Annotated in this window: 14 protein-coding genes and 1 pseudogene; 8 read left to right on the top strand and 7 right to left on the bottom strand. The window is 72.6% G+C overall.

The features are described 5' to 3' along the window. Positions 1–348 precede the first annotated feature (348 nt). Genes ACZ4Z1_RS15085 through ACZ4Z1_RS15065 form a run of 5 tightly spaced genes read right to left on the bottom strand, consistent with a single transcriptional unit; the run spans position 349 to position 5977 of the window. The gene (locus tag ACZ4Z1_RS15085) at positions 349–1659 is read right to left on the bottom strand and encodes a DUF58 domain-containing protein (RefSeq protein WP_468487008.1); all 1311 of its coding nucleotides are present in this window, start codon (positions 1657–1659) and stop codon (positions 349–351) included. 9 nt (positions 1660–1668) lie between these two features. Next, complete coding sequence (locus ACZ4Z1_RS15080) at positions 1669–2634, bottom strand: AAA family ATPase (RefSeq protein ID WP_468487007.1); 966 nt, start codon at positions 2632–2634, stop codon at positions 1669–1671. Then, positions 2615–3853, bottom strand: a complete 1239-nt coding sequence (locus ACZ4Z1_RS15075) for a DUF4350 domain-containing protein (protein WP_468487006.1) — start codon at positions 3851–3853, stop codon at positions 2615–2617. Before ACZ4Z1_RS15075 ends, ACZ4Z1_RS15080 begins: the two co-directional genes overlap by 20 nt. Then, complete coding sequence (locus ACZ4Z1_RS15070; protein WP_468487028.1) at positions 3850–4506, bottom strand: DUF4129 domain-containing protein; 657 nt, start codon at positions 4504–4506, stop codon at positions 3850–3852. The genes ACZ4Z1_RS15075 and ACZ4Z1_RS15070 overlap by 4 nt, the downstream gene beginning before the upstream one ends. 43 nt (positions 4507–4549) lie before the next feature. Continuing rightward, positions 4550–5977, bottom strand: coding sequence for a DUF7847 domain-containing protein (locus ACZ4Z1_RS15065; RefSeq protein WP_468487005.1), 1428 nt, complete (start codon positions 5975–5977; stop codon positions 4550–4552). 170 nt (positions 5978–6147) lie between these two features. Here ACZ4Z1_RS15065 and mtnA point away from each other — a divergent pair, with 170 nt between their 5' ends. The 8 genes and pseudogenes from mtnA to ACZ4Z1_RS15025 all read left to right on the top strand — a co-directional run bounded on the left by mtnA (position 6148) and on the right by ACZ4Z1_RS15025 (position 16780). Next, positions 6148–7320 (top strand): S-methyl-5-thioribose-1-phosphate isomerase, encoded by a 1173-nt coding sequence (gene mtnA / locus ACZ4Z1_RS15060; RefSeq protein WP_468487004.1) that lies wholly within the window; start codon positions 6148–6150, stop codon positions 7318–7320. Beyond that, entirely contained in the window at positions 7317–7994 is a 678-nt protein-coding gene (mtrA, locus tag ACZ4Z1_RS15055; RefSeq protein ID WP_030017937.1) for a two-component system response regulator MtrA, read from the top strand. The genes mtnA and mtrA overlap by 4 nt, the downstream gene beginning before the upstream one ends. A 385-nt stretch (positions 7995–8379) precedes the next feature. Continuing rightward, positions 8380–10491, top strand: coding sequence for an MtrAB system histidine kinase MtrB (gene mtrB, locus ACZ4Z1_RS15050; protein WP_468487003.1), 2112 nt, complete (start codon positions 8380–8382; stop codon positions 10489–10491). A gap of 130 nt (positions 10492–10621) precedes the next feature. Beyond that, positions 10622–12478, top strand: a complete 1857-nt coding sequence (locus ACZ4Z1_RS15045) for an LpqB family beta-propeller domain-containing protein (protein WP_468487002.1) — start codon at positions 10622–10624, stop codon at positions 12476–12478. Positions 12479–12856: 378 nt separating this feature from the next. Continuing rightward, positions 12857–13198 (top strand): annotated as a pseudogene (locus tag ACZ4Z1_RS15040) (hypothetical protein); the annotation flags it as partial. Between the two features lie 1293 nt (positions 13199–14491). Next, complete coding sequence (locus tag ACZ4Z1_RS15035; protein ID WP_468487027.1) at positions 14492–14776, top strand: ComF family protein; 285 nt, start codon at positions 14492–14494, stop codon at positions 14774–14776. Between the two features lie 319 nt (positions 14777–15095). Beyond that, on the top strand, positions 15096–15788 hold the full coding sequence (gene hpf / locus ACZ4Z1_RS15030) for a ribosome hibernation-promoting factor, HPF/YfiA family (protein ID WP_468487001.1): 693 nt from the start codon (positions 15096–15098) through the stop codon (positions 15786–15788). A gap of 236 nt (positions 15789–16024) precedes the next feature. Continuing rightward, entirely contained in the window at positions 16025–16780 is a 756-nt protein-coding gene (locus ACZ4Z1_RS15025; RefSeq protein WP_468487000.1) for a response regulator, read from the top strand. A gap of 255 nt (positions 16781–17035) precedes the next feature. Here the strand turns inward: ACZ4Z1_RS15025 and ACZ4Z1_RS15020 are convergent, their stop codons facing one another. Together ACZ4Z1_RS15020 and ACZ4Z1_RS15015 are read right to left on the bottom strand one after the other, a co-directional pair. Beyond that, a complete protein-coding gene (locus ACZ4Z1_RS15020; RefSeq protein ID WP_468486999.1) occupies positions 17036–18238 on the bottom strand; it encodes a winged helix-turn-helix domain-containing protein in 1203 nt (400 codons plus the stop codon). Next, a complete protein-coding gene (locus ACZ4Z1_RS15015) occupies positions 18235–18987 on the bottom strand; it encodes a GNAT family N-acetyltransferase (protein WP_468486998.1) in 753 nt (250 codons plus the stop codon). Before ACZ4Z1_RS15015 ends, ACZ4Z1_RS15020 begins: the two co-directional genes overlap by 4 nt. Positions 18988–19152 lie beyond the last annotated feature (165 nt).

Below are 19152 nucleotides of genomic sequence, written 5' to 3'. Positions count from 1 at the left end.
GACGTACGTGACCGCCCACCATCAAGGACCCGGGCTCCTGCACCACGTCAACCCGCGGATCGGCCTACGGAAGAACGACTTCGCCACGCTCGCCGTCTTCGCCAGTTCCCTGGACACCTCACGAACCACCGGCTGAGCACCTCGCCAACTCCTCAGGTTGCTCCGTACTCGGAGCCAAGATCTTTGCGGGACAGCCCTTAGACGCGTGCCCCACTGCCTGAAGCCCGTACTCGCGCCACACACCATTACGTCCGCGCCCTGCCCGGCCCCTGACAGGGCACTTGCTGGCTCCGCGGCGGCGGCCATGCGTACGCTCCCGACCCAGCTCGCCGACGGGCAGCCGAATGCCTACAGTCGCCCGGAGGACTTGAGGGAGAGGTACGCGTCTGCCAGGTCGGGGGCGAGGTGGGACGGTGTGGAGTCGATGACTGTGATGCCGTGGCGGCGCAGGCGGTCCGCGGTACGGCGGCGGGCCGCGCGGGTCTGCTCGGCTGCGGCTGCGGCGTACACGGCCTGAGGTGTGTGGCGAGCGGCGGCCATCTCCTCGATACGAGGGTCCGCCACCGCGGCGACGATGACTTCGTTGCGCTGGGTGAGGCCGGGGAGGACGGGCAGCAGGCCATCCTCGACCGGGGCCGTGTCCAGGCCGGTGAACAGGATGATCAGGGAGCGGCGCGGCGTACTGCGGTGGATGGCGGCGGCCAGGCCGCGGGCATCCGCTTCGACGAGTTCGGGTTCGAGGGGCGCGAGGGCGTCGGTAAGGGCAGGCAGGAGGTCTCCCGCCGCGCGGCCCTGGACGGAGGCCCGTACCCGGCGGTCGTAGGCGAGGAGGTCGACGCGGTCGCCGGCGCGGGACGCCAGGGCGGCGAGCAGCAGTGCCGCGTCCATGGAGGCGTCCAGGCGGGGGGTGTCGCCGACGCGGCCGGCCGAAGTGCGGCCGGTTTCGAGGGCCAGGAGGATGCGGCGGTCGCGTTCCGGCCGCCAGGTGCGTACGGCTACGGCCTGGCGGCGGGCGGTGGCGCGCCAGTCGATGGAGCGGGTGTCGTCGCCAGGGGTGTAGTCGCGGAGGCTGTCGAACTCGGTGCCTTCGCCGCGGGTGAGGATGCTGGTGCGGCCGTCGAGTTCGCGCAGCCGGGCCAGTTTTCCGGGCAGGTGCTTGCGGCTGGTGAAGGGCGGCAGGGCGCGGACGGTCCACGGGACGTGGTGGCTGCCTTGGCGGGCCGCGAGGCCGAGGGGGCCGTAGGAGCGGACCGTGACGCGGACGGCGTGGTGGTCGCCGCGACGGGTGGGGCGGAGCGTCGTCGTGACGCGGCGCCGCTCGGAGCCGGGAATGTGGACGCGGTGACGGGACGCCGGGCCCTCGGTACCGGGGGCGAACGAGCTGGGGGGCCAGGCGTCGCGGAGGTGCGCGCGCAGCGGTCGCCGGTCCGGGTTGGTGATGGCTAGGTGCGTACGGGCTTCCTGGCCGAGTCGAACGGATGTTTCACCGGTTCGGGTGAACTGGAGCTTCCGCACTGGCGCGGCGAGTGCCAGGTCGCACAAAATTGCTAGCAGCAAGGCGAGTTGGACGGTGAGGATGCCGGTCCAGCTCGGCAGAAGCAGGCCGACGAAGAGGGCTCCGAGGGCGGAGATGAGGGCGGTGCGTCCGGTCAGGGCCACGGCTCGGTCTCAGCGGGGGACGGGAAGGTGGGCGAGGACGGAGTTGATGACGGAGTCGGCGGTGACTCCTTCCATCTCGGCCTCCGGGCGGAGTTGGACGCGGTGCCGGAGCGTGGGCAGGGCCAGGGCTTTGACGTCGTCGGGGATGACGTAGTCGCGGCCGGTGAGCCAGGCCCAGGCCCGGGAGGTGGAGAGCAGGGCGGTGGCGCCTCGGGGTGAGACGCCGAGGGAGAGCGAGGGGGATTCGCGCGTGGCACGGCAGATATCGACGATGTAACCGGTGACCTCGGGGGATACGGCGGTCTTGGCCACCGCGGCCCGGGCGGCTTCGAGATCGGCGGGGCCGGCGACGGGACGCAGGCCGGCCGCGTCGAGGTCACGCGGGCTGAAGCCCTGGGCGTGCCGGGTGAGGATGTCGACCTCGTCCTGGCGGGCGGGCAGCGGGACCGTCAGCTTCAGCAGGAACCGGTCGAGTTGGGCCTCGGGCAGCGGATAGGTGCCTTCGTACTCGACGGGGTTCTGCGTGGCGGCGACCAGGAAGGGCTCGGGAAGCGGGCGAGGCGTGCCGTCGACGGTGACCTGGCGCTCCTCCATGGCTTCTAGGAGGGACGCCTGGGTCTTGGGCGGGGTGCGGTTGATCTCGTCGGCGAGCAGCAGGTTGGTGAAGACGGGGCCGGGCTGGAAGGAGAACTGCGAGGTGCGTGAGTCGTAGACGAGCGAGCCGGTGACGTCGCTCGGCATGAGATCGGGGGTGAACTGAACGCGCTTGGTGTCGAGTTCCAGGGTCGCCGAGAGCGCGCGGACGAGCAGGGTCTTGGCGACACCGGGGACGCCTTCGAGGAGGACGTGTCCGCGGCAGAGCAGCGCGACGACCAGGCCGGTGACGGTCGGGTCCTGGCCTACGACGGCCTTGGCGATCTCGGTGCGTACGGCCTCCAGCGAGGCTCGGGCGCTGTCAGCTGTCGGGGTGCTCACGGGGGGCGTGCCTCTCTGGGGACAGGATCGAACGTTCGAGGTTGTCGAGTTGGTCGGCCAGGGCGACCAGGGCCTTGTCGTCGGCGGGCGCGGGCCCGAACAACAGGGAGTGCAGGGCGGTGCCGGTCTCCGCGTCCGCGGCCAGTCGTGCGGAGACCGCCGGGAGAAGGATGTCGGGGGTGTGGGCGTGCTTGGGAGTCACGCCGGTGAGCGGGGCGAGCCGGGTGCGGGTGGCGGCTCGTAGGACGTCGGCGGCCCGGTCGCGGGCGCCTGCCTGCTGGTAGAGGCGGGCGTGTCCCTCCGTCGTCTCGGCGGCGGGGACGGTGACCGGGAGGCGTTCGGGGACGAGCGGGCCGAGCCGGCGGGCCCGCCAGAAGCCCGCGAGAGCGGCTGCGACGAGGAGCTGGAGCAGTGCCCAGCGCCAGCCGGAGGGGATGAGGTCGAAGAAACCGCGCCGGCCGTCCTGCGTGGACGAAGGATCACTGACGGAGGGGAGGTACCAGACCAGATGCTTGTGCGAACCGAGCAGTTGCAGGGCGAGCGAGGCGTTGCCGCGTTCGGCGAGGCGGTGGTTGTAGAGGATGTCCGGGGCGCCGAGCAGGACGGTGTCGCCGCCGGCCGTGGAGGGCAGGCGCAGCAGGGTGGCCGCGCCGTCGCTGGGGTAGCAGCGGTCGGCGGAGCGGACGGATGTCGAGTAGCGCAGACCGCCGAGTTCGGCGTCGCCCGCGGCCCGCGCGGCGGGCAGGGCACAGCCCGGGGACAGTGGCTTCACGTCGGCGGGCGTCTCGGTCCCGGTGCCGGGCGCGAAGACGTCCAGGGCGGCCGGGCCCGGTGTGAGCAGGACGGTGCGTCCTGCCGTGCGGCCGGTGGCCCGGTGGAGGGTGTCCAGCTGGCGGCGGGTCAGCAGGTCCGGGGCGGCGACCAGCACGGTGGTGTCCGGGCCGGCTGCGGTGGCGGCCTCCTCCGTGGTGGTCACGACGCGGGTGTCGACACCGCGGTCGGCGAGGAGCGCGGCGACCGCGCCACTGCCGTAGCGGTCCACCGAGCGGGGATCGAGGCGACCGTGCTGGTCCCCGGACCGCAGGACCGCGAGTCCGACGCCGCTCAGGATGAGGACGAGGAGCCCGGCGAGCAGCCCGCGCGAGCGGGTCCACAGGCGGCGCGTGGTCGGTGCGAGCGACGTGGTGCCGGTCGTGAGTCCGGTTGTCGTGGCGTTCATGTGCCGCTCCCGTGGGGAGCGGTGGCCAGCTGGGGCTTGCTGCGCTGGAGATCGGTGTCGAGGGTGCTCAGGGCGGCATATTCCTGTGCGGTGCCCGGGCGGCCGCCGTACGTGACGTCGTCGAAGGTACGGGCGGCGGCGTGCAGGCGTTCGGCGTGGGCGGGCAGGACCCGGCCCGCGTCCGACGCGGCCTCGTCGGCGGTACGGCCCGGGCCTGGAGTGAGCAGTGTGCGTTCTTCCAGGGCGAGGACGATGGCCCGCATCCGTTCCTGGACGGCCCCGGTCCAGCGGCTGTCGGCCGCGTGCCGTTCGGCGGCGGCACGGTGTTCCGCGGCCGTACGCGGGCGGTCCCCGAAGAGTGCGCCGCCCCCGGAGGCGGGGGTGCGGCGCAGGGCACCCAGCCGGAGCCGGAGGGCGACGGCGAGCAGCAGGACCAGGAGGACGACGGCGAGGAGACCGGTCCAGCCGCCCGGTGTGGCCCCGGCAGCGGCTTCGAAGAGGTCACCGATGCGGTCCCAGAACCAGTCCAGGGCGCGCTGGAGCAGGTTCGGGTCGTTCTGGTGGTACCGCGGATCGGCGAGTTCGCGTTCGGCCGCCTCACGGGCGGGCACCCGCGGAACCCGCACCGGTCCGTCCTCGCCGGAGCCCGACATCAGACGTGCGAGCACGGCAGTCCTCCCCGCCCCCGTCACCGCATCAGCTTCCCGGGGTGCTGCCGGCCGGGCCCTGGCCGGTGCTGTCCGGCCCCGGGCCGTGCGGGCCGGGAGCCTGCGGGCCGGGCACGTCCGCACCATAGCCGGGCAGGCCGGCGGCGCGGGCGAGTTCGAGGTCGAGGGCCTCGCGGCGGATCCGCTGGTCCATGTAGAGCAGCGCCGTGACGCCCGCGCTGATGGGGTAGGTGACCGTGGAAGTGATCACGGTGCCGACGGCCAGCACGATCAGGAACGTCCAGCCGGTGCTGCCCTCCCCGTTGCTCCAGGCCGTGAAGCTCTCGCCGCCGAGGAGGACGGCGACGATGGTGGCCGGCACCTGGACGATCAGCTGCACGACGGCGACCAGCAGGTACGTGAGGAGCTGGACGCCCAGGACCCGCCACCACGCGCCGCGCACCAGCTTGGCGGAGCGCCGCATGGAGGCGATGACGCCCTGCTTCTCCAGCATCAGCGCCGGAGCGGCGAGGCTGAAGCGGACCCACAGCCAGACGCCCACGACGGCCCCGGCCAGGCCGCCGAGCATGATGAGCAGCGCGGCGGGGGCACCCGGGCCCACGGCCGCGACGATGATGCCGGGCACCGTGCCCACGGCGATGACGGCCGCGGCCATGAGGGGCAGCAGGAGCAGCAGGCCGAGCAGCCGCGGCAGCCGGCCGCGGGAGTCCCGCCAGGCCTCGCCGGCCGTCACCGGGCGCCCCAGGACGGCCCGGCTGACGACGATGGTGAGCATCGCGGTGATGACGATCGTGCTCAGCAGCCCGATCAGCGAGGTGACGGCGCTGCCCGCGAGAGCGGAGCCGAAGGCGTCCATCACTTCACTCAGGGTGGCGTCGGGGTTGTTCTGCAACGAGGACAGATTGCCGGCGTTGCGGAACCAGAGCCCGGCGACGAGCGTGTCCGCCGTCTGCGCGACGACCGCCACGACCAGGGAGATCCCGAGGACGGTGCGCCAGTGGGCGCGCATGGTGGACACCGCGCCGTCCAGGATCTCGCCGACGCCGAGCGGGCGGAGCGGGATCACGCCGGGCTTGGCCGCGGGCGGCGGTGCCCAGGGGGCGCTCCACCCCGGCTGACCGCCCCAGCCGGGCTGCCGGCCGCTCCAGCCGCCCTGACCGCCGGGACCGCGCTGTGGGCCGGGGCCGCTCTGTCCGCCGCGGCCGGAGCCGCCGGCGGGTGCGGACCACTGTTGGGCGGGGGGCTGTTCCTTGGACCACTGCGGAGGTACCGAGGAGTCGCCGGCCGGCTCGGTGTCGGCCGGGCCCGAGGGGTCCGCAGGGCCTGCCGTACCGGCGGAGCCGGCGGGAGCGTTCGAGTCGGCGGGTCCCGTGGTGCCTGGCTGGTCCTGCGCGGTGCGGTCCGGCTCGTCGGAGGGGGAGGATCCGGGCGAGGCCCAGCCCGGAGAGTTGTTCATCGTCGCTCCTTCATGCTTCCCGCCCGTTCGAACGGCCGGGGTGCGGCGTCCGCAGTGCCTGTCATCGTGTCATGGCACAGGGGCCCGCGTCCCCGGCCCCTTGTCCGGGGGAGCGCCCTTGCACGAGGGGGCCCTTCTGCTCCGCCCGTTGTCGGCGGCAGACTGGGCGGATGGCCGATCGCTACGAGAAGTCCGAGGCGGGCGCCGACGCTCCCGTGGTTCCGTCACTGCGTTGGGAGGAGCTTCCCGAGGGGCCCGTACTGGTTCTCCTTGATCAGACACGGCTGCCGTCCGAAGAAGTCGAACTGGTGTGTACGGACGTTCCGGCTCTGGTGCAGGCGATTCGAACGCTGGCTGTGCGCGGCGCTCCGCTGCTGGGCATCGCCGGGGCGTACGGAGTCGCCCTGGCCGCCGCGCGGGGGTTCGATGTGGCCGACGCGGCCGGCACCCTGGCGCACGCCCGCCCGACGGCGGTCAACCTGGAGTACGGCGTCCGCAGGGCGGCAGGCGCCTACCGTGACGCCGTCGAGAGCGGGGCGAACCGTGAGCGGGCCGCCGCCGCGGCGCTGGCCGAGGCCCGGGCGGTCCATGCGGAGGACGCCGAGGCCAGCGTCCGGATGGCCGCGCACGGGCTGGCGCTCCTGGGCGAGCTGGTGCCCGGCGGAGGGCACCGCATCCTCACCCACTGCAACACCGGCGCGCTGGTCTCCGGAGGCGAGGGCACCGCCCTGGCGGTGGCGCTGGCGGCGCACCGGGCCGGTGAGCTGCGGCGGCTGTGGGTCGACGAGACCCGGCCGCTGCTGCAGGGCGCGCGGTTGACCGCGTACGAGGCGGCGCGTACGGGCATGCCGTACACGGTGCTCGCGGACGGGGCGGCCGGATCGCTCTTCGCGGCGGGCGAGGTGGACGCCGTACTGATCGGCGCCGACCGGATCACGGCGGACGGCGCGGTCGCCAACAAGGTGGGCAGCTACCCGCTGGCCGTGCTGGCCCGGTACCACCACGTGCCGTTCGTGGTGGTGGCGCCGACCAGCACGGTGGACCTGGACACGGCGGACGGTGCGCTCATAGAGGTGGAGCAGCGGCCCGGGCACGAGGTGACGGAGATCGCGGTGCCGTACGTGCCCGGCGCCGGGACGGAGGCCGGCACCGGGGTGCCGGTGGCTCCGCTGGGCGCGCTGGCCTACAACCCCGCCTTCGACGTGACGCCGGCCGAGCTGGTGACGGCCATCGTCACCGAGGCGGGAGTGGTCTCACCGGTCACTCCGGGCGGCCTCGCGGAGCTGTGTTCCACATCACGATTGGGTAAGTCACGATCAGGTAATGGGATGATGGCCGAATGAAGGGACGCGTCCTGGTCGTCGACGACGACACCGCACTGGCAGAGATGCTCGGCATCGTGCTGCGCGGCGAAGGCTTTGAACCGTCGTTCGTCTCGGACGGGGACAAGGCGCTCGCCGCCTTCCGGGAGACCAAGCCGGACCTCGTGCTGCTCGACCTCATGCTGCCCGGGAGGGACGGCATAGAGGTGTGCCGGCTCATCCGCGCCGAGTCCGGTGTGCCGATCGTCATGCTGACCGCGAAGAGTGACACGGTCGACGTGGTGGTCGGCCTGGAGTCGGGGGCGGACGACTACATCGTCAAGCCGTTCAAGCCCAAGGAGCTGGTGGCCCGTATCCGGGCCCGGCTGCGCCGCTCGGAGGAGCCGGCGCCCGAGCAGCTGGCCATCGGTGACCTGGTCATCGACGTGGCCGGGCACTCGGTCAAGCGCAGCGGCCAGTCGATAGCGCTGACCCCGCTGGAGTTCGACCTGCTGGTGGCGCTGGCCCGCAAGCCGTGGCAGGTGTTCACGCGTGAGGTGCTGCTCGAACAGGTCTGGGGCTACCGGCACGCCGCCGACACCCGGCTGGTCAACGTCCACGTGCAGCGGCTGCGCTCCAAGGTCGAGAAGGACCCGGAGCGCCCGGAGATCGTGGTGACCGTGCGCGGTGTCGGCTATAAGGCCGGACCCAGCTGATATGTCCCGGGATGGTTCGGCCCCGGAGGACGAGCGGGGGCGGACCGTCCGCCCGGCGGGGGATATGTCCCTTTCTGGGCGGTTGTTTGGCCGGTTGTCCGGTCGGCTGACCAAAGGGGCGGACGGGCGGCCACTCGACCGACGGGCGCCCGGACAGGACAGCGGGTCCGAAGGCGCCGGTCAGGGCGAGGCGACCGTACGCGCAGGTCACGAGGCGACCGTACGCGCCGATGGCCAGGGCGCCGGGAGCCCTGACCGCGGGAGCCGGGACGCAGGCGGCGGCCGGGAGCACGGCGGGCAGGCCGCTGAGCGGACCGGTGGTGAGACGGCGCGGTCCGCTGCCCGTCCGGGGCGGTCCGAACGGCCCGGAGACCGGCTCCGGGGCATGCCCGCACGGCTGCTGCCCGACGGGGCCACGGCCGGCCCCGTCCACCCGATGCTGCGGCTCTTCGGCCGCTGGATACGCCGTCCGTTGCTGCCCGCGCTGCGCCTGTGGCGCCGTAACATCCAGCTCCGTGTGGTCGCCACGACCCTGCTGATGTCGCTGGGTGTGGTGCTGCTGCTCGGCGTCGTGGTCATCGGGCAGGTCCGCAACGGGCTGCTGGAGGCCAAGCGGCAGGCGGCGCAGAGCCAGGCGGCCGGCGGGTTCGCCGTGGCCCAGAAGCTGGCCGACGGCACCACCGACAGCCGCGGGGATGACCCCGTACGCTCCGGCAGCCGCGGCTCGCAGGACTCCGCGACCTGGCTGACCAGCCTGGTCGAACAGCTCGCCAGTGGCGGGCAGGGCGTCTTCTCCGTGGTGGCGCTCAGCTCCGGATCGGCCGTCGAGGAGCCGTTCGGGGACAGCAGCCCGGACACCCGCGGCCCGCGCGCCTCCGGGGACGTCGACCCCGAGCGCAGCGTGCCCGCCGAGATGCGCCAGATGCTCGACACCAAGACCGGCACCTTCCGCCAGTCCACGCAGATCAAGCGCGTGGGATCGGAGGAGAGCGAACCGGCGATCATCATCGGCAAGCGGCTCAACGACGTCAACAGCAACCCGTACCAGCTCTACTACCTCTTCCCGTTCAGCCAGGAGGAGAAGTCGCTGAGCCTGGTGAAGGGCACCCTGGCGACGGCCGGGGTGTTCGTGGTCGTGCTGCTCGGCGCGATCGCCTGGCTCGTGGTGCGGCAGGTCGTCACGCCCGTACGCATGGCGGCGGGCATCTCCGAGCGGTTGGCCGCCGGGCTCCTCCAGGAACGCATGAAGGTCACCGGCGAGGACGACATCGCCCGCCTCGGCGAGTCCTTCAACAAGATGGCGCAGAACCTCCAGGTCAAGATCCAGCAGCTGGAGGAGCTGTCCCGGATGCAGCGGCGCTTCGTCTCCGACGTGTCGCACGAGCTGCGCACACCGCTGACGACCGTACGGATGGCCGCCGACGTCATCCACGACGCGCGCGAGGACTTCGATCCGGTGACGGCGCGCTCCGCCGAGCTGCTGCGCGGGCAGCTCGACCGCTTCGAGTCGCTGCTCGCCGAATTGCTGGAGATCAGCCGATTCGACGCGGGCGCTGCCGCCCTGGAGGCCGAGCCGATCGACCTGCGGGACGTGGTGCACCGCGTCATCGAGGGCGCCGAACCGCTGGCGGAGCGCAAGGGCAGCCGGATCCTGGTGCGCGGCGCCGAACAGCCGGTGATCGCGGAGGCGGACGCCCGCCGCGTGGAGCGGGTGCTGCGCAACCTCGTCGTCAACGCGGTGGAGCACGGCGAGGGCCGGGACGTCGTGGTGCGGCTGGCCGCGGCCGGCGGCCGGAACGGCGGCGCGGTCGCCATCGCCGTACGCGACTACGGTGTCGGCCTCAAGCCGGGCGAGGCGGCCCGGGTGTTCAACCGCTTCTGGCGCGCGGACCCGGCGCGGGCCCGTACGACCGGCGGTACGGGGCTGGGGCTGTCGATCGCGGTCGAGGACGCGCGGCTGCACGGCGGCTGGCTGCAGGCGTGGGGCGAGCCGGGCGGCGGGTCCCAGTTCCGGCTGACGCTGCCGCGTACGGCGGGGGAGGCGCTGCGCGGCTCGCCGATACCGCTCGAACCGGAGGACTCCCGGCGCAACCGGCAGACGGCCGGCTCGGGGCTGCCGCGCGGCGCGGCGGCGGTACGGAGGACGGCCGCCATTCCGGCGCAGCAGCGGCTGGCGGAACCGTGGCCGCTGGAGCAGCACGCCACGGTGCGTTCTGCGGCCGGCGCTCCGGCGTGTACGCCTGCACAGCGGTCACCGGAGGAGCGTACGGAGGCCCGGACGGATGTCCGTACAGGCGCCGGCGCGGACGGTGCCGGAGCGGCGGGAGACGGCGCGGGCCGGAACGGTGAGGCCGGCGGGGGCGCGCGCGGCAACGGCCTACGCGGTGGTGCGCGCGGGCACGGGGGCGCGCCGGACAACGGGAACGGAAGCGGCCCGAACGGGAAGGACGGCGGCAGAGAAAGCGCTGAGCGGGAGGACGAGGTTCGTGGGCACTGAAGCGGGCCTGGGCGCGAGTGCTGAGATGAGTGGTGAGACGGCCGTACCCACGGGGGCTGAGGTGGGCTCCAGGGCGAGGGCTGGTGCGCGTACCTCGGGGTGTGCGGAGAAGCGCGCCGGAGCGGTGAGCGTGAGCGCTGAGGCGCGCGCCGATGGCGGTGCGCGGGTGCGCCTGGAGGCGCGCGGCAGGGCCTTCCGTACGGGCGCGGTGCTCGGATGCGGCGCGTTGCTGCTGGCCGGGTGCGCGACGATGCCGGACAGCGGGGACATGCAGGCGGTCGACCAGTCGCCGCGGGCGGAGGCCGACTCACAGGTACGGGTCTACGGTGTGCCGCCGCAGGACGGGGCACAGCCCACGGAGATCGTCAGCGGCTTCCTCGACGCGACGACGAGCGACGAGGTGGACTTCAGTACGGCCGTGCAGTATCTGGCCAAGGCGGCGAAGAAGACGTGGCGGCCGTTCTCCGCGACGAAGGTGCTGCAGCAGCGCCCGAAGGCCGAGCCCGTGGGGCAGTCCAACCGCGAGGACCCGAACGGCTACACGATCACGCTGTCCGGCAGTCAGGTCGCCACCGTCGACCGCAATCACGCCTACACGCCGGAGGAACAGGCGTACAAGCAGACCATCCACCTGACCAAGGAGGACGGGCAGTGGCGCATCGACCGGCTGCCCAACGGTCTGGTGCTCGGGCAGTCCGACTTCCAGCGGATCTACCGTTCCGTCAACAAGTACTACTTCGCCGACTACAAGTCGGAGGCGCAGTCGGCCAAGGCGGGCCACAACGTGCTGGTTGCCGACCCCGTCTACCTGCGGCAGCGGATAGACCCGGTCACCGCGAGCGTGACCGCGCTGCTGGAGGGGCCCACGAACTGGCTGAATCAGGTCACCGCCTCCGCGTTCCCGACGGGCACCGCGCTCAAGAGCAGCGGCCTGTCCCTCGACGACTCCAACGCGCTGCGGGTGAAGCTGAGCAAGCGGGCGGCCGCGGCCGGGCCGGGGCAGTGCCGGCGGATGGCGGCCCAGCTGTTCTTCACCGTCCAGGACATCACCCGGGCGTCGAAGATCAGTGAGGTGGAGCTGCAGGACGAGGGCGGCAACCGGCTGTGCGTCCTGTCGCAGGACCGCGCCAACAGCGAGTTCGCGCCACGCAAGCACGCCGGGCGGCCCGTCCAGGAGTACTTCATCGACGCTGACCAGAAGGTGGTCAGCATGCCGGACACGACCACGGAACCGCGTCCGGTGCCGGGACCGTTCGGGTCCGGCAAGACCCCGCTGAGTTCGATCGCGATCTCGCGCGGGGAGGACACCGCGGCGGGCGTCTCGGCCGACGGCAGGTCGCTGTACGTGGCACCGCTGGAGTACGGCACCGAACGCGGCCCGGCGGTGCTGCACAGCACCGCCAAGGACGGGTTCTCGGCGCCCAGTTGGGACGGCCTGGGCGACCTGTGGATAGCGGACCGCAGCGACAAGGGCTCGCGGCTGCTGCGCCTGCGCGAGGGCAAGGGCACGCCGGACGTGGTGACGGTGCCCGGCCTCGGCGACCGGCGGATCAAGGCGATCAAGGTGGCGTCCGACGGCATCCGCATCGCGGTGCTGGTCGAGGACAAGGGACGTACGACGCTGCAGCTCGGCCGGGTCGAACGCGGCGGCACGGCGCAGCGTCCGGTGCTGTCGGTGGAGGAACTGCGCCCCATCGCGCCCCAGTTGGAGGACGTGGTGGCGGCCTCGTGGGCGGGCGGCAGCCGGCTCGTGGTCGTCGGCAGGCAGTCCGGCGGGGTGCAGCAGATGCAGTACATGGAGACGGACGGCTCGGCGTCGAGTGCGCAGGCCCTGCCCGGCGTCAACGGGGTCAAGGCGGTGACGGCTTCGGAGGACGAGGCGAGGCCGCTGGTCGCGGACGGGGCCGAAGGGATAGTACGGCTGCCGCAGGACGCGAACTGGAAGACAGTGGCCAAGGAGGGGACGGCGCCGGTTTATCCGGGGTGAGGAGGGGGGCTGGTGCCGGTACGGGGGCGGGTGGGCAGCCGGATGTGGTGCCGGTGCCGGTGCCGGTGCCGGAGCCGGTGCTGGAGGCAGAGCCCGTACCGGTGCGGGTGTGGGGGACGGGTGTGTTGCCGCTGCCGTTGTCGGGTGCGTTGCGCTGTCGCTGTCGGGTGGGTTGCGGTGCCGCCCTGCGTTGCTGGTGCTGCGGTCTGGGTCGCGGTTGACGGCTTGGGGCGGGGTGCGGCGCTGTCGGCGTGACCGTGCTGCGTTGGGCATGGCTGGGCTTGGCGAGGCCGGGGAGACGCGACGGTGGATTCAACCCGTCACCCGGGTTATCCACAGGGGGTGGTGCCCGCCCCCGCCCCGCGGGACAGTAGATCCATGCGGGGCGTATGGCGGGAAATCACCGGTCTGGTACTACCGGTGGACTGCGCCGGATGCGGCCGTCCTCGTACGGAACTGTGCGAGGAGTGCCACAAGGCGCTGATCCGGGGGACGAGGGGGAGCGGGGGCGGGGGCGGGGGAGGCCCCCGAGGCCCCCGGAGGGTGCGTCCGCGCCCTGTCCCGCCCGGCCTTCCGCCCACCTGGGCCGCTGCTCCGTACGCCGATGAGGTGCGGGCAGTGCTGCTCGCGCACAAGGAGCGGGGCGCGCTGCGGTTGGCAGGGCCGTTGGGGCAGGCGCTCGCGGGGGCCGTGCGTGGGCTGTGGGCGCGGGGTGGTCCGCTGTGTTCTTACGGGGGTGAGTCTCGGCCTGGTGGGGTGTTGGGCTTGGATGCTGGTGGGGTACGTCCGCCTGGTGGTGAGCCGCCCGCTGCGGAGGCGTTGGGCCCACGGAATGGCGGCGCGCGCCTGCTCGGCGGTGAGCCTCGCGCGGCGGAGGGGCTTGGCTCGGGGGCGGGTGGTGCGCGTCCGCCTAGTGGGGAAGCCCGTGCGGCGGAAGCGCCGGGATTGGGCATCGAGGGTGCGCGTCCGCTTGGCGGGGAGGCTTGCGCTGCGGAGGCGCTGGGTTCGGGGGGTGGTGGTGCGCGCCTGTTCGGGGGTGTGCTTTGTGCTGTGGATGCGCTGGGTTCGAGGGGCGGTGGTACGTGCCTGCCTGGACCGGAGCCTCGGGCTGTGGAGGTGCCGGGCTGGGGGCCCGGTGGTGCGCTGCGATTTGCCTGGGAAGGGGATGCGGCGGGCTGTTCCGGTTCACCCGATGGGGTACCGAGTTCTGCTGGGTCGGGGCTCGCGGCGAGCCCTTTGCGAGTGCCACGCGGGGAGCGGCGCCCGGTTGGGGGCGGCTCTGAGGAGGGCTGTCTGGCTTCGGCTCCTGGTGAGCCGTGTTCGGCTGGGGTGAATCCTGCGGTGGGGTTCTCGGGGCAGTGCTCTGATGAGCCGTGTCGTGACGGGGTGAGCCCGGGGCCGGAGCCTGGGGGTGCGTCCCTCAGGCCTGTTCAGCGTGCTGCCGGATCGGTGGGCACCGGTGGGATCGGCTGCTCGTGCCGGGGCGGCGATGTGGCTCGTTCCGCCGGCTCCGTGGGCCCCGGGGCCGGGTCTGGGGGCTCGTCCGGTGAGGTGTCGCGGTCCGGTGGCTCATTGGATCTTGGGGATGTTCGTCAGCCGCCTGTGGGTCCTGGCGGTGCTCCCGGTCGTCCCGGATCCGTACGGCCTGGGGCGGAGCCTCTCGGGGGTCGGTCCGGCGGCTCGTCCGCCTCTGCAGGGGCGGGATCAGGGGCCGACGGGGATCACCGTTCCCGCCGACCGTTGGAGAGCGGCAGGGACGGCACCAGCGGCACCGGTGACACCGGCGGCTCCCCGGCGCCCCAGGCCCTTTCAGGCCCGTCCGGCCGGTCCCGCCCCGAGACCGTCGCGACCTTCCCCGTCCCCACGGCCCCAGCCCCCACACGTTTCGCCACCCTCACCGTCCCCCTCCTCCTCATCCCCGTTCCCTCGGCCCGGCGGGCGGTGGCGGGGCGGGGGCATGATCCGGTGCGGCGGATCGCGTTGGCGGCGGCTCGGGACCTTCGGCGGGGAGGGGTGCCCGTTCGGGTCCTCAGCGCGCTGCGGCAGCGGCGTACGGTTGCTGATCAGGCGGGCCTCAGTGCCCGCCAACGCCTGGCCAACGTCTCCGGAGCCCTGACCGTCGTCCCCGGAGCCGTGCGGCTGCTGGCGGCGGCCCCGGTGGTGCTGGTGGACGATCTGATGACCACCGGGGCTTCGCTGGCGGAGGCGGCTCGGGCGGTGCGGGCGGCCGGGGGAAGGGTGGTGGGAGCGGGTGTGGTGGCGGCGCCGCGGAGTGCTTTCGAAATCAACTGGAACTGACCGCGAAAATTCATCGTTGCAGGTAACAAGGGCGAAAAAGCACCCAAACGGAGCTAGTGCCAGCCAGGGGGTGCCGTCACCCGTCCGGGAGAGCTATGTTCGGTTGTGAGGACTTGGCTGACGCTTTGCCGCGGATGCCGGGATAGGTGCGCTTATGGGTCTTTGCGGGGACCCTGAAATGACGGGAGTGGGGACCCTGCCGACGGGGGAGGAGGAGGTGAAAGTCGCCAAGTCCGAGGCTTCGGCACTCACCGGAGCCTGGTGCAAGAAGGAATCGCTCCGCGCGTTGTAGCGGGGTGATCCGGGAACGGAGTTCTGCGTGGACATCGTCGTCAAGGGCCGCAAGACCGAGGTGCCCGAGCGGTTCCGCAAGCACGTGGCCGAGAAGCTGAAGCTGGACAAGGTCCAGAAGCTCGACGGCAAGGTGATCAGCCTGGACGTCGAGGTGTCCAAGGAGCCCAACCCCCGGCAGGCCGACCGTTCCGACCGGGTGGAGATCACCCTCCGCTCCCGAGGCCCGGTGGTACGGGCCGAGGCGGCCGCCGCCGACCCCTACGCCGCGCTCGACCTGGCCACGGCCAAGCTGGAAGCGCGGCTGCGCAAGCAGCACGACAAGCGCCACTCACGGCGCGGCACCGGACGCATCCCGGCGAGTGACGTCGCGGTGAGCGTCCCGGACGCGGCGAAGCTCGACGAGACCGGTCGGCTCGCCGTGGACGGGGAGCCGCAGGAGCAGGTGCCGACGACGAAGATGGGTTCGCTGGAGGTCCAGGGCGAAGGTCCCCTGGTCGTCCGGGAGAAGACCCACTCCGCGGCGCCGATGACCCTCAACCAGGCGCTTTACGAGATGGAGTTGGTCGGACACGACTTCTACCTCTTCGTCGACGCCGAGACCAAGCAGCCGAGTGTCGTCTACCGGCGGCACGCCTACGACTACGGCGTCATCCATCTGAACCCTGACTCGTTCGGGGGAGAGGAGCCCGGTGGCGCCGGTGGGGCGCTCGGCGGCTGACGGCCGCTGAAGTGGTGCCCCCGGCGTACGCCCGGGGGCACCATTGCGCCTGCGGGGGGCAGGAGTTGAGGCCGTATAGTGTTTGTGCCAGCCAGGGAGCTTGTGAGCGCGAAATGGCGACATGCCGGGGAGACGGTTGTATGGCGTTGTTCGGGCTGGCCGCAACGGGCTGTAGTCAACCAGCCTTATATCCAAACTCTGGCCTTCACCGGCCGAGTAGTTGACGGGGAGGAACGATGGGGGACAGCTTCGGGCCCGTGCACGGCGGAGCGGACGACGACCAGGTCGGCGTCGGTGACGGTGCCGGTACGGACGCGGGCGTGTCGCGCAAGGAGCCGATCAGGGTCCTGGTCGTCGACGACCACGCGCTCTTCCGCCGGGGCTTGGAGATCGTGCTCGCCCATGAAGAGGACATCGAGGTCGTCGGCGAGGCCGGAGACGGCGCCGAGGCGGTGGACAAGGCCGCCGACCTGCTGCCCGACATCGTGCTGATGGACGTACGGATGCCCAGGCGCGGCGGCATCGAGGCGTGCACCTCCATCAAGGAGGTGGCCCCCAGCGCGAAGATCATCATGCTGACGATCAGCGACGAGGAGGCCGACCTCTACGACGCGATCAAGGCCGGGGCCACCGGCTACCTCCTCAAGGAGATCTCCACGGACGAGGTGGCGACTGCGATCCGCGCGGTGGCGGACGGCCAGTCCCAGATCAGCCCGTCCATGGCGTCCAAGCTGCTGACCGAGTTCAAGTCGATGATCCAGCGGACGGACGAGCGCCGCCTGGTGCCGGCGCCCCGGCTCACCGACCGTGAGCTGGAGGTTCTCAAGCTGGTCGCGACCGGCATGAACAACCGCGACATCGCCAAGGAACTGTTCATCTCCGAGAACACCGTCAAGAACCACGTCCGCAACATCCTGGAGAAGCTGCAGCTGCACTCCCGGATGGAGGCGGTCGTGTACGCGATGCGGGAGAAGATCCTGGAAATCCGCTGAGCGGACCGGGAACGGGCCGTGAGCGGACCGGGAACGGTCGGTAGGCGGCCCCGTAGCGGGCCGGACGGAGAGCCCGGTGGAGGCCACGGTTGGCGGTCCGGTGGCGACCCCGTGAGCGGCCGGGCGGGCAGCCCGGTGGCCGGACTGCCCCGTGACCGGACCACCCCGTAGCCGGGCCGGACGCCCGCCTCGCACCGTAGCCGGGCCGGACGCCCGCCCCCCCCCGGAAATCCCTCTACAACAGCTCAGCCCCCCTCACGCCCCTTCCGCCACCACCTCCGCCACCAGCTTCGCCCTCAGTGCCGCGTCGTCGCAGCGTTCGATGCGTACGGAGTCGCAGCCGACCCACCGGGCGGCCTCCGCCAGTGCCTGGGCCATCGGCCGTACGGCCTTGGCGTCGCGCAGCGAGACCTGGCGGGCGATGAGGGTGCCGCCCTCGCGGGCCGGGTCCACCCGTCCGGCGAGCCGGCCGCCGGCCAGCAGGGGCATCGCGAAATAGCCGTGTATCCGCTTGGCGCGCGGGACGTACGCCTCCAGGCGGTGGGTGAAGTCGAAGATGCGGGCCGTGCGCGGGCGGTCCCAGATGAGGGAGTCGAAGGGCGACAGCAGAGTCGTACGGTGCCGGCCGCGCGGCGCTTCGGCCAGGGCGGCGGGGTCCGCCCAGGCGGGCTTGCCCCAGCCCTCGACCTCGACCGGGACCAGGCCCGACGCCTCGACGACGGCGTCCACCTGGTCGTTCTTGAGGCGGTGGTAGTCGGCGAGGTCGGCTCGGGTGGCCACGCCCATCGCGGCGCCGGCCTGGGCGACCAGGCGGCGCATGCACTCCGCGTCGTCCAGATCGTCGTGCAGCAGGTCGTCGGGGATGGCGCGCTCGGCGAGGTCGTACACCCGCTTCCAGCCGCGGCGCTCCGTGCACACCACCTCGCCGGTGTCCAGCAGCCACTCCACCGCGATCTTCGTCTCGGACCAGTCCCACCACTCGCCGCCCTTGCGGCCGCCGCCCAGGTCGGAGGTGGTCAGCGGGCCGTCGGCCTTCAGCCGGTCGAGTACGGAGGCGCAGGAGGCCTCGCGGTCCTCCATCCGATGCCAGCGGTGGCCCTTCGCGCGCATGGCCCGGCGCCGGAAGGCGAAGTGCGGCCACTCCTCCACGGGCAGGATGCAGGCGGCGTGCGACCAGTACTCGAAGCTGTGCCCGCCCGACCAGTAGGCGGATTCGACGGCGGGGCGGCCGACGGCACCGAGCCGGGCGTACGGGATCAGCTCGTGGGAGCGGGCCAGGACGGAGATCGTGTCGAGCTGCACCGCGCCCAGCCGCCGCAGGACGCCCCGTACCCCCGCGCGGCGGTCCGGCGCGCCGAGGAAGCCCTGCGCCCGCAGCGCGATGCGGCGGGCGTCGTCGGCGGACAGGGTGGTCACGGGCTTCGGCTTCACGGGCCTCGCGGGCTTCGCAGCTGTCATGAGGCACAGCGTAGGAGCGACCACTGACAATGCCCGTGACGGTGCGTCCGGCGGACCGTTCGGCCTGAACTCGTCAGGCCGGGAGCGGCAGATGAAACGTCATCATCGGGCCGGGCGGGAGAGGTGAGGCGTCCCGTCGGGCGGGTGCGAGAGATGGAGTGTTCTCGGCAGGCCGGGGGCGGAAGATGAGGCGTCTCGGAGGGCAGTCCCAGGTCGGCGGGGAGCAGCGAGCCGATCCAGGCGTCCCGCCGGACGCCCTGGTGCGCGATCTTGGCACGCAGTGTGCCCTCCATCCGGAAGCCGGCCCTGAGCGCCACCGCGCGCGACGCGTCGTTGCCGACCTCCGCGAGCCACTCCAGCCGTTCGGCCCCGAGGTCCGTCAGGGCCCAGCGGGCGACCTCGCGCACGGCCTCGGCGGTCCAGCCCTTGCCGCGCTGATCCTCTGCCGTCCAGTAGCCGATCTCTGCCTGCCGCTCCTTGGCGTGCAGCGACATACCGAACAGGTTCACGGACCCGGTCAGCGTGCCGTCCGCCTTGGTGGTCACCGCGAAGCGGTACTGGGTGTCCGTGCGCCACTCCTCCTGACTGAGGGCGATGTGATCGTGCGCCTGTGCCATGCCGAACGGGGCCGGTACGGAGGTCCAGCGCGGTATGGCCGGATCCTGACAGGCGGCGTGCACCGCCGGGGCGTCGGCGGGGACGAAGGGGCGCAGGAGGAGGCGCTCGGTGGTCAGCGTGACGGGTTCCATAAGGGGAGTGTGGGGAGGCGGAGGGGGCGGGGCGAGCGGTTTTCCCTGGTGGGAGACCGGGTCCCGGCTTCTTCGGCCTCCGGCCGCTCGGGTGCCCTCACGCCCCTTCCGCACCTCACCCCCCCCGCCTACTTCTCGGTCCCCTTCCGGCACCTTCTCGTGGCC

Source organism: Streptomyces sp. NPDC030165 (assembly GCF_055573595.1).
The sequence above is the reverse complement of the archived record's forward strand: the minus strand, read 5'-3'. Positions and strand labels throughout refer to the sequence as shown.

Coding starts and splice junctions, on each gene's coding strand:
- ACZ4Z1_RS15020 (WP_468486999.1), bottom strand. CDS start 18,238: ATGACAGCTGCGAAGCCCGCGAGGCCCGTGAAGCCGAAGCCCGTGACC.
- ACZ4Z1_RS15015 (WP_468486998.1), bottom strand. CDS start 18,987: ATGGAACCCGTCACGCTGACCACCGAGCGCCTCCTCCTGCGCCCCTTC.
- mtnA (WP_468487004.1), top strand. CDS start 6,148: ATGGCCGATCGCTACGAGAAGTCCGAGGCGGGCGCCGACGCTCCCGTG.
- ACZ4Z1_RS15070 (WP_468487028.1), bottom strand. CDS start 4,506: ATGTCGGGCTCCGGCGAGGACGGACCGGTGCGGGTTCCGCGGGTGCCC.
- mtrA (WP_030017937.1), top strand. CDS start 7,317: ATGAAGGGACGCGTCCTGGTCGTCGACGACGACACCGCACTGGCAGAG.
- mtrB (WP_468487003.1), top strand. CDS start 8,380: ATGCCCGCACGGCTGCTGCCCGACGGGGCCACGGCCGGCCCCGTCCAC.
- ACZ4Z1_RS15065 (WP_468487005.1), bottom strand. CDS start 5,977: ATGAACAACTCTCCGGGCTGGGCCTCGCCCGGATCCTCCCCCTCCGAC.
- ACZ4Z1_RS15025 (WP_468487000.1), top strand. CDS start 16,025: ATGGGGGACAGCTTCGGGCCCGTGCACGGCGGAGCGGACGACGACCAG.
- ACZ4Z1_RS15075 (WP_468487006.1), bottom strand. CDS start 3,853: ATGAACGCCACGACAACCGGACTCACGACCGGCACCACGTCGCTCGCA.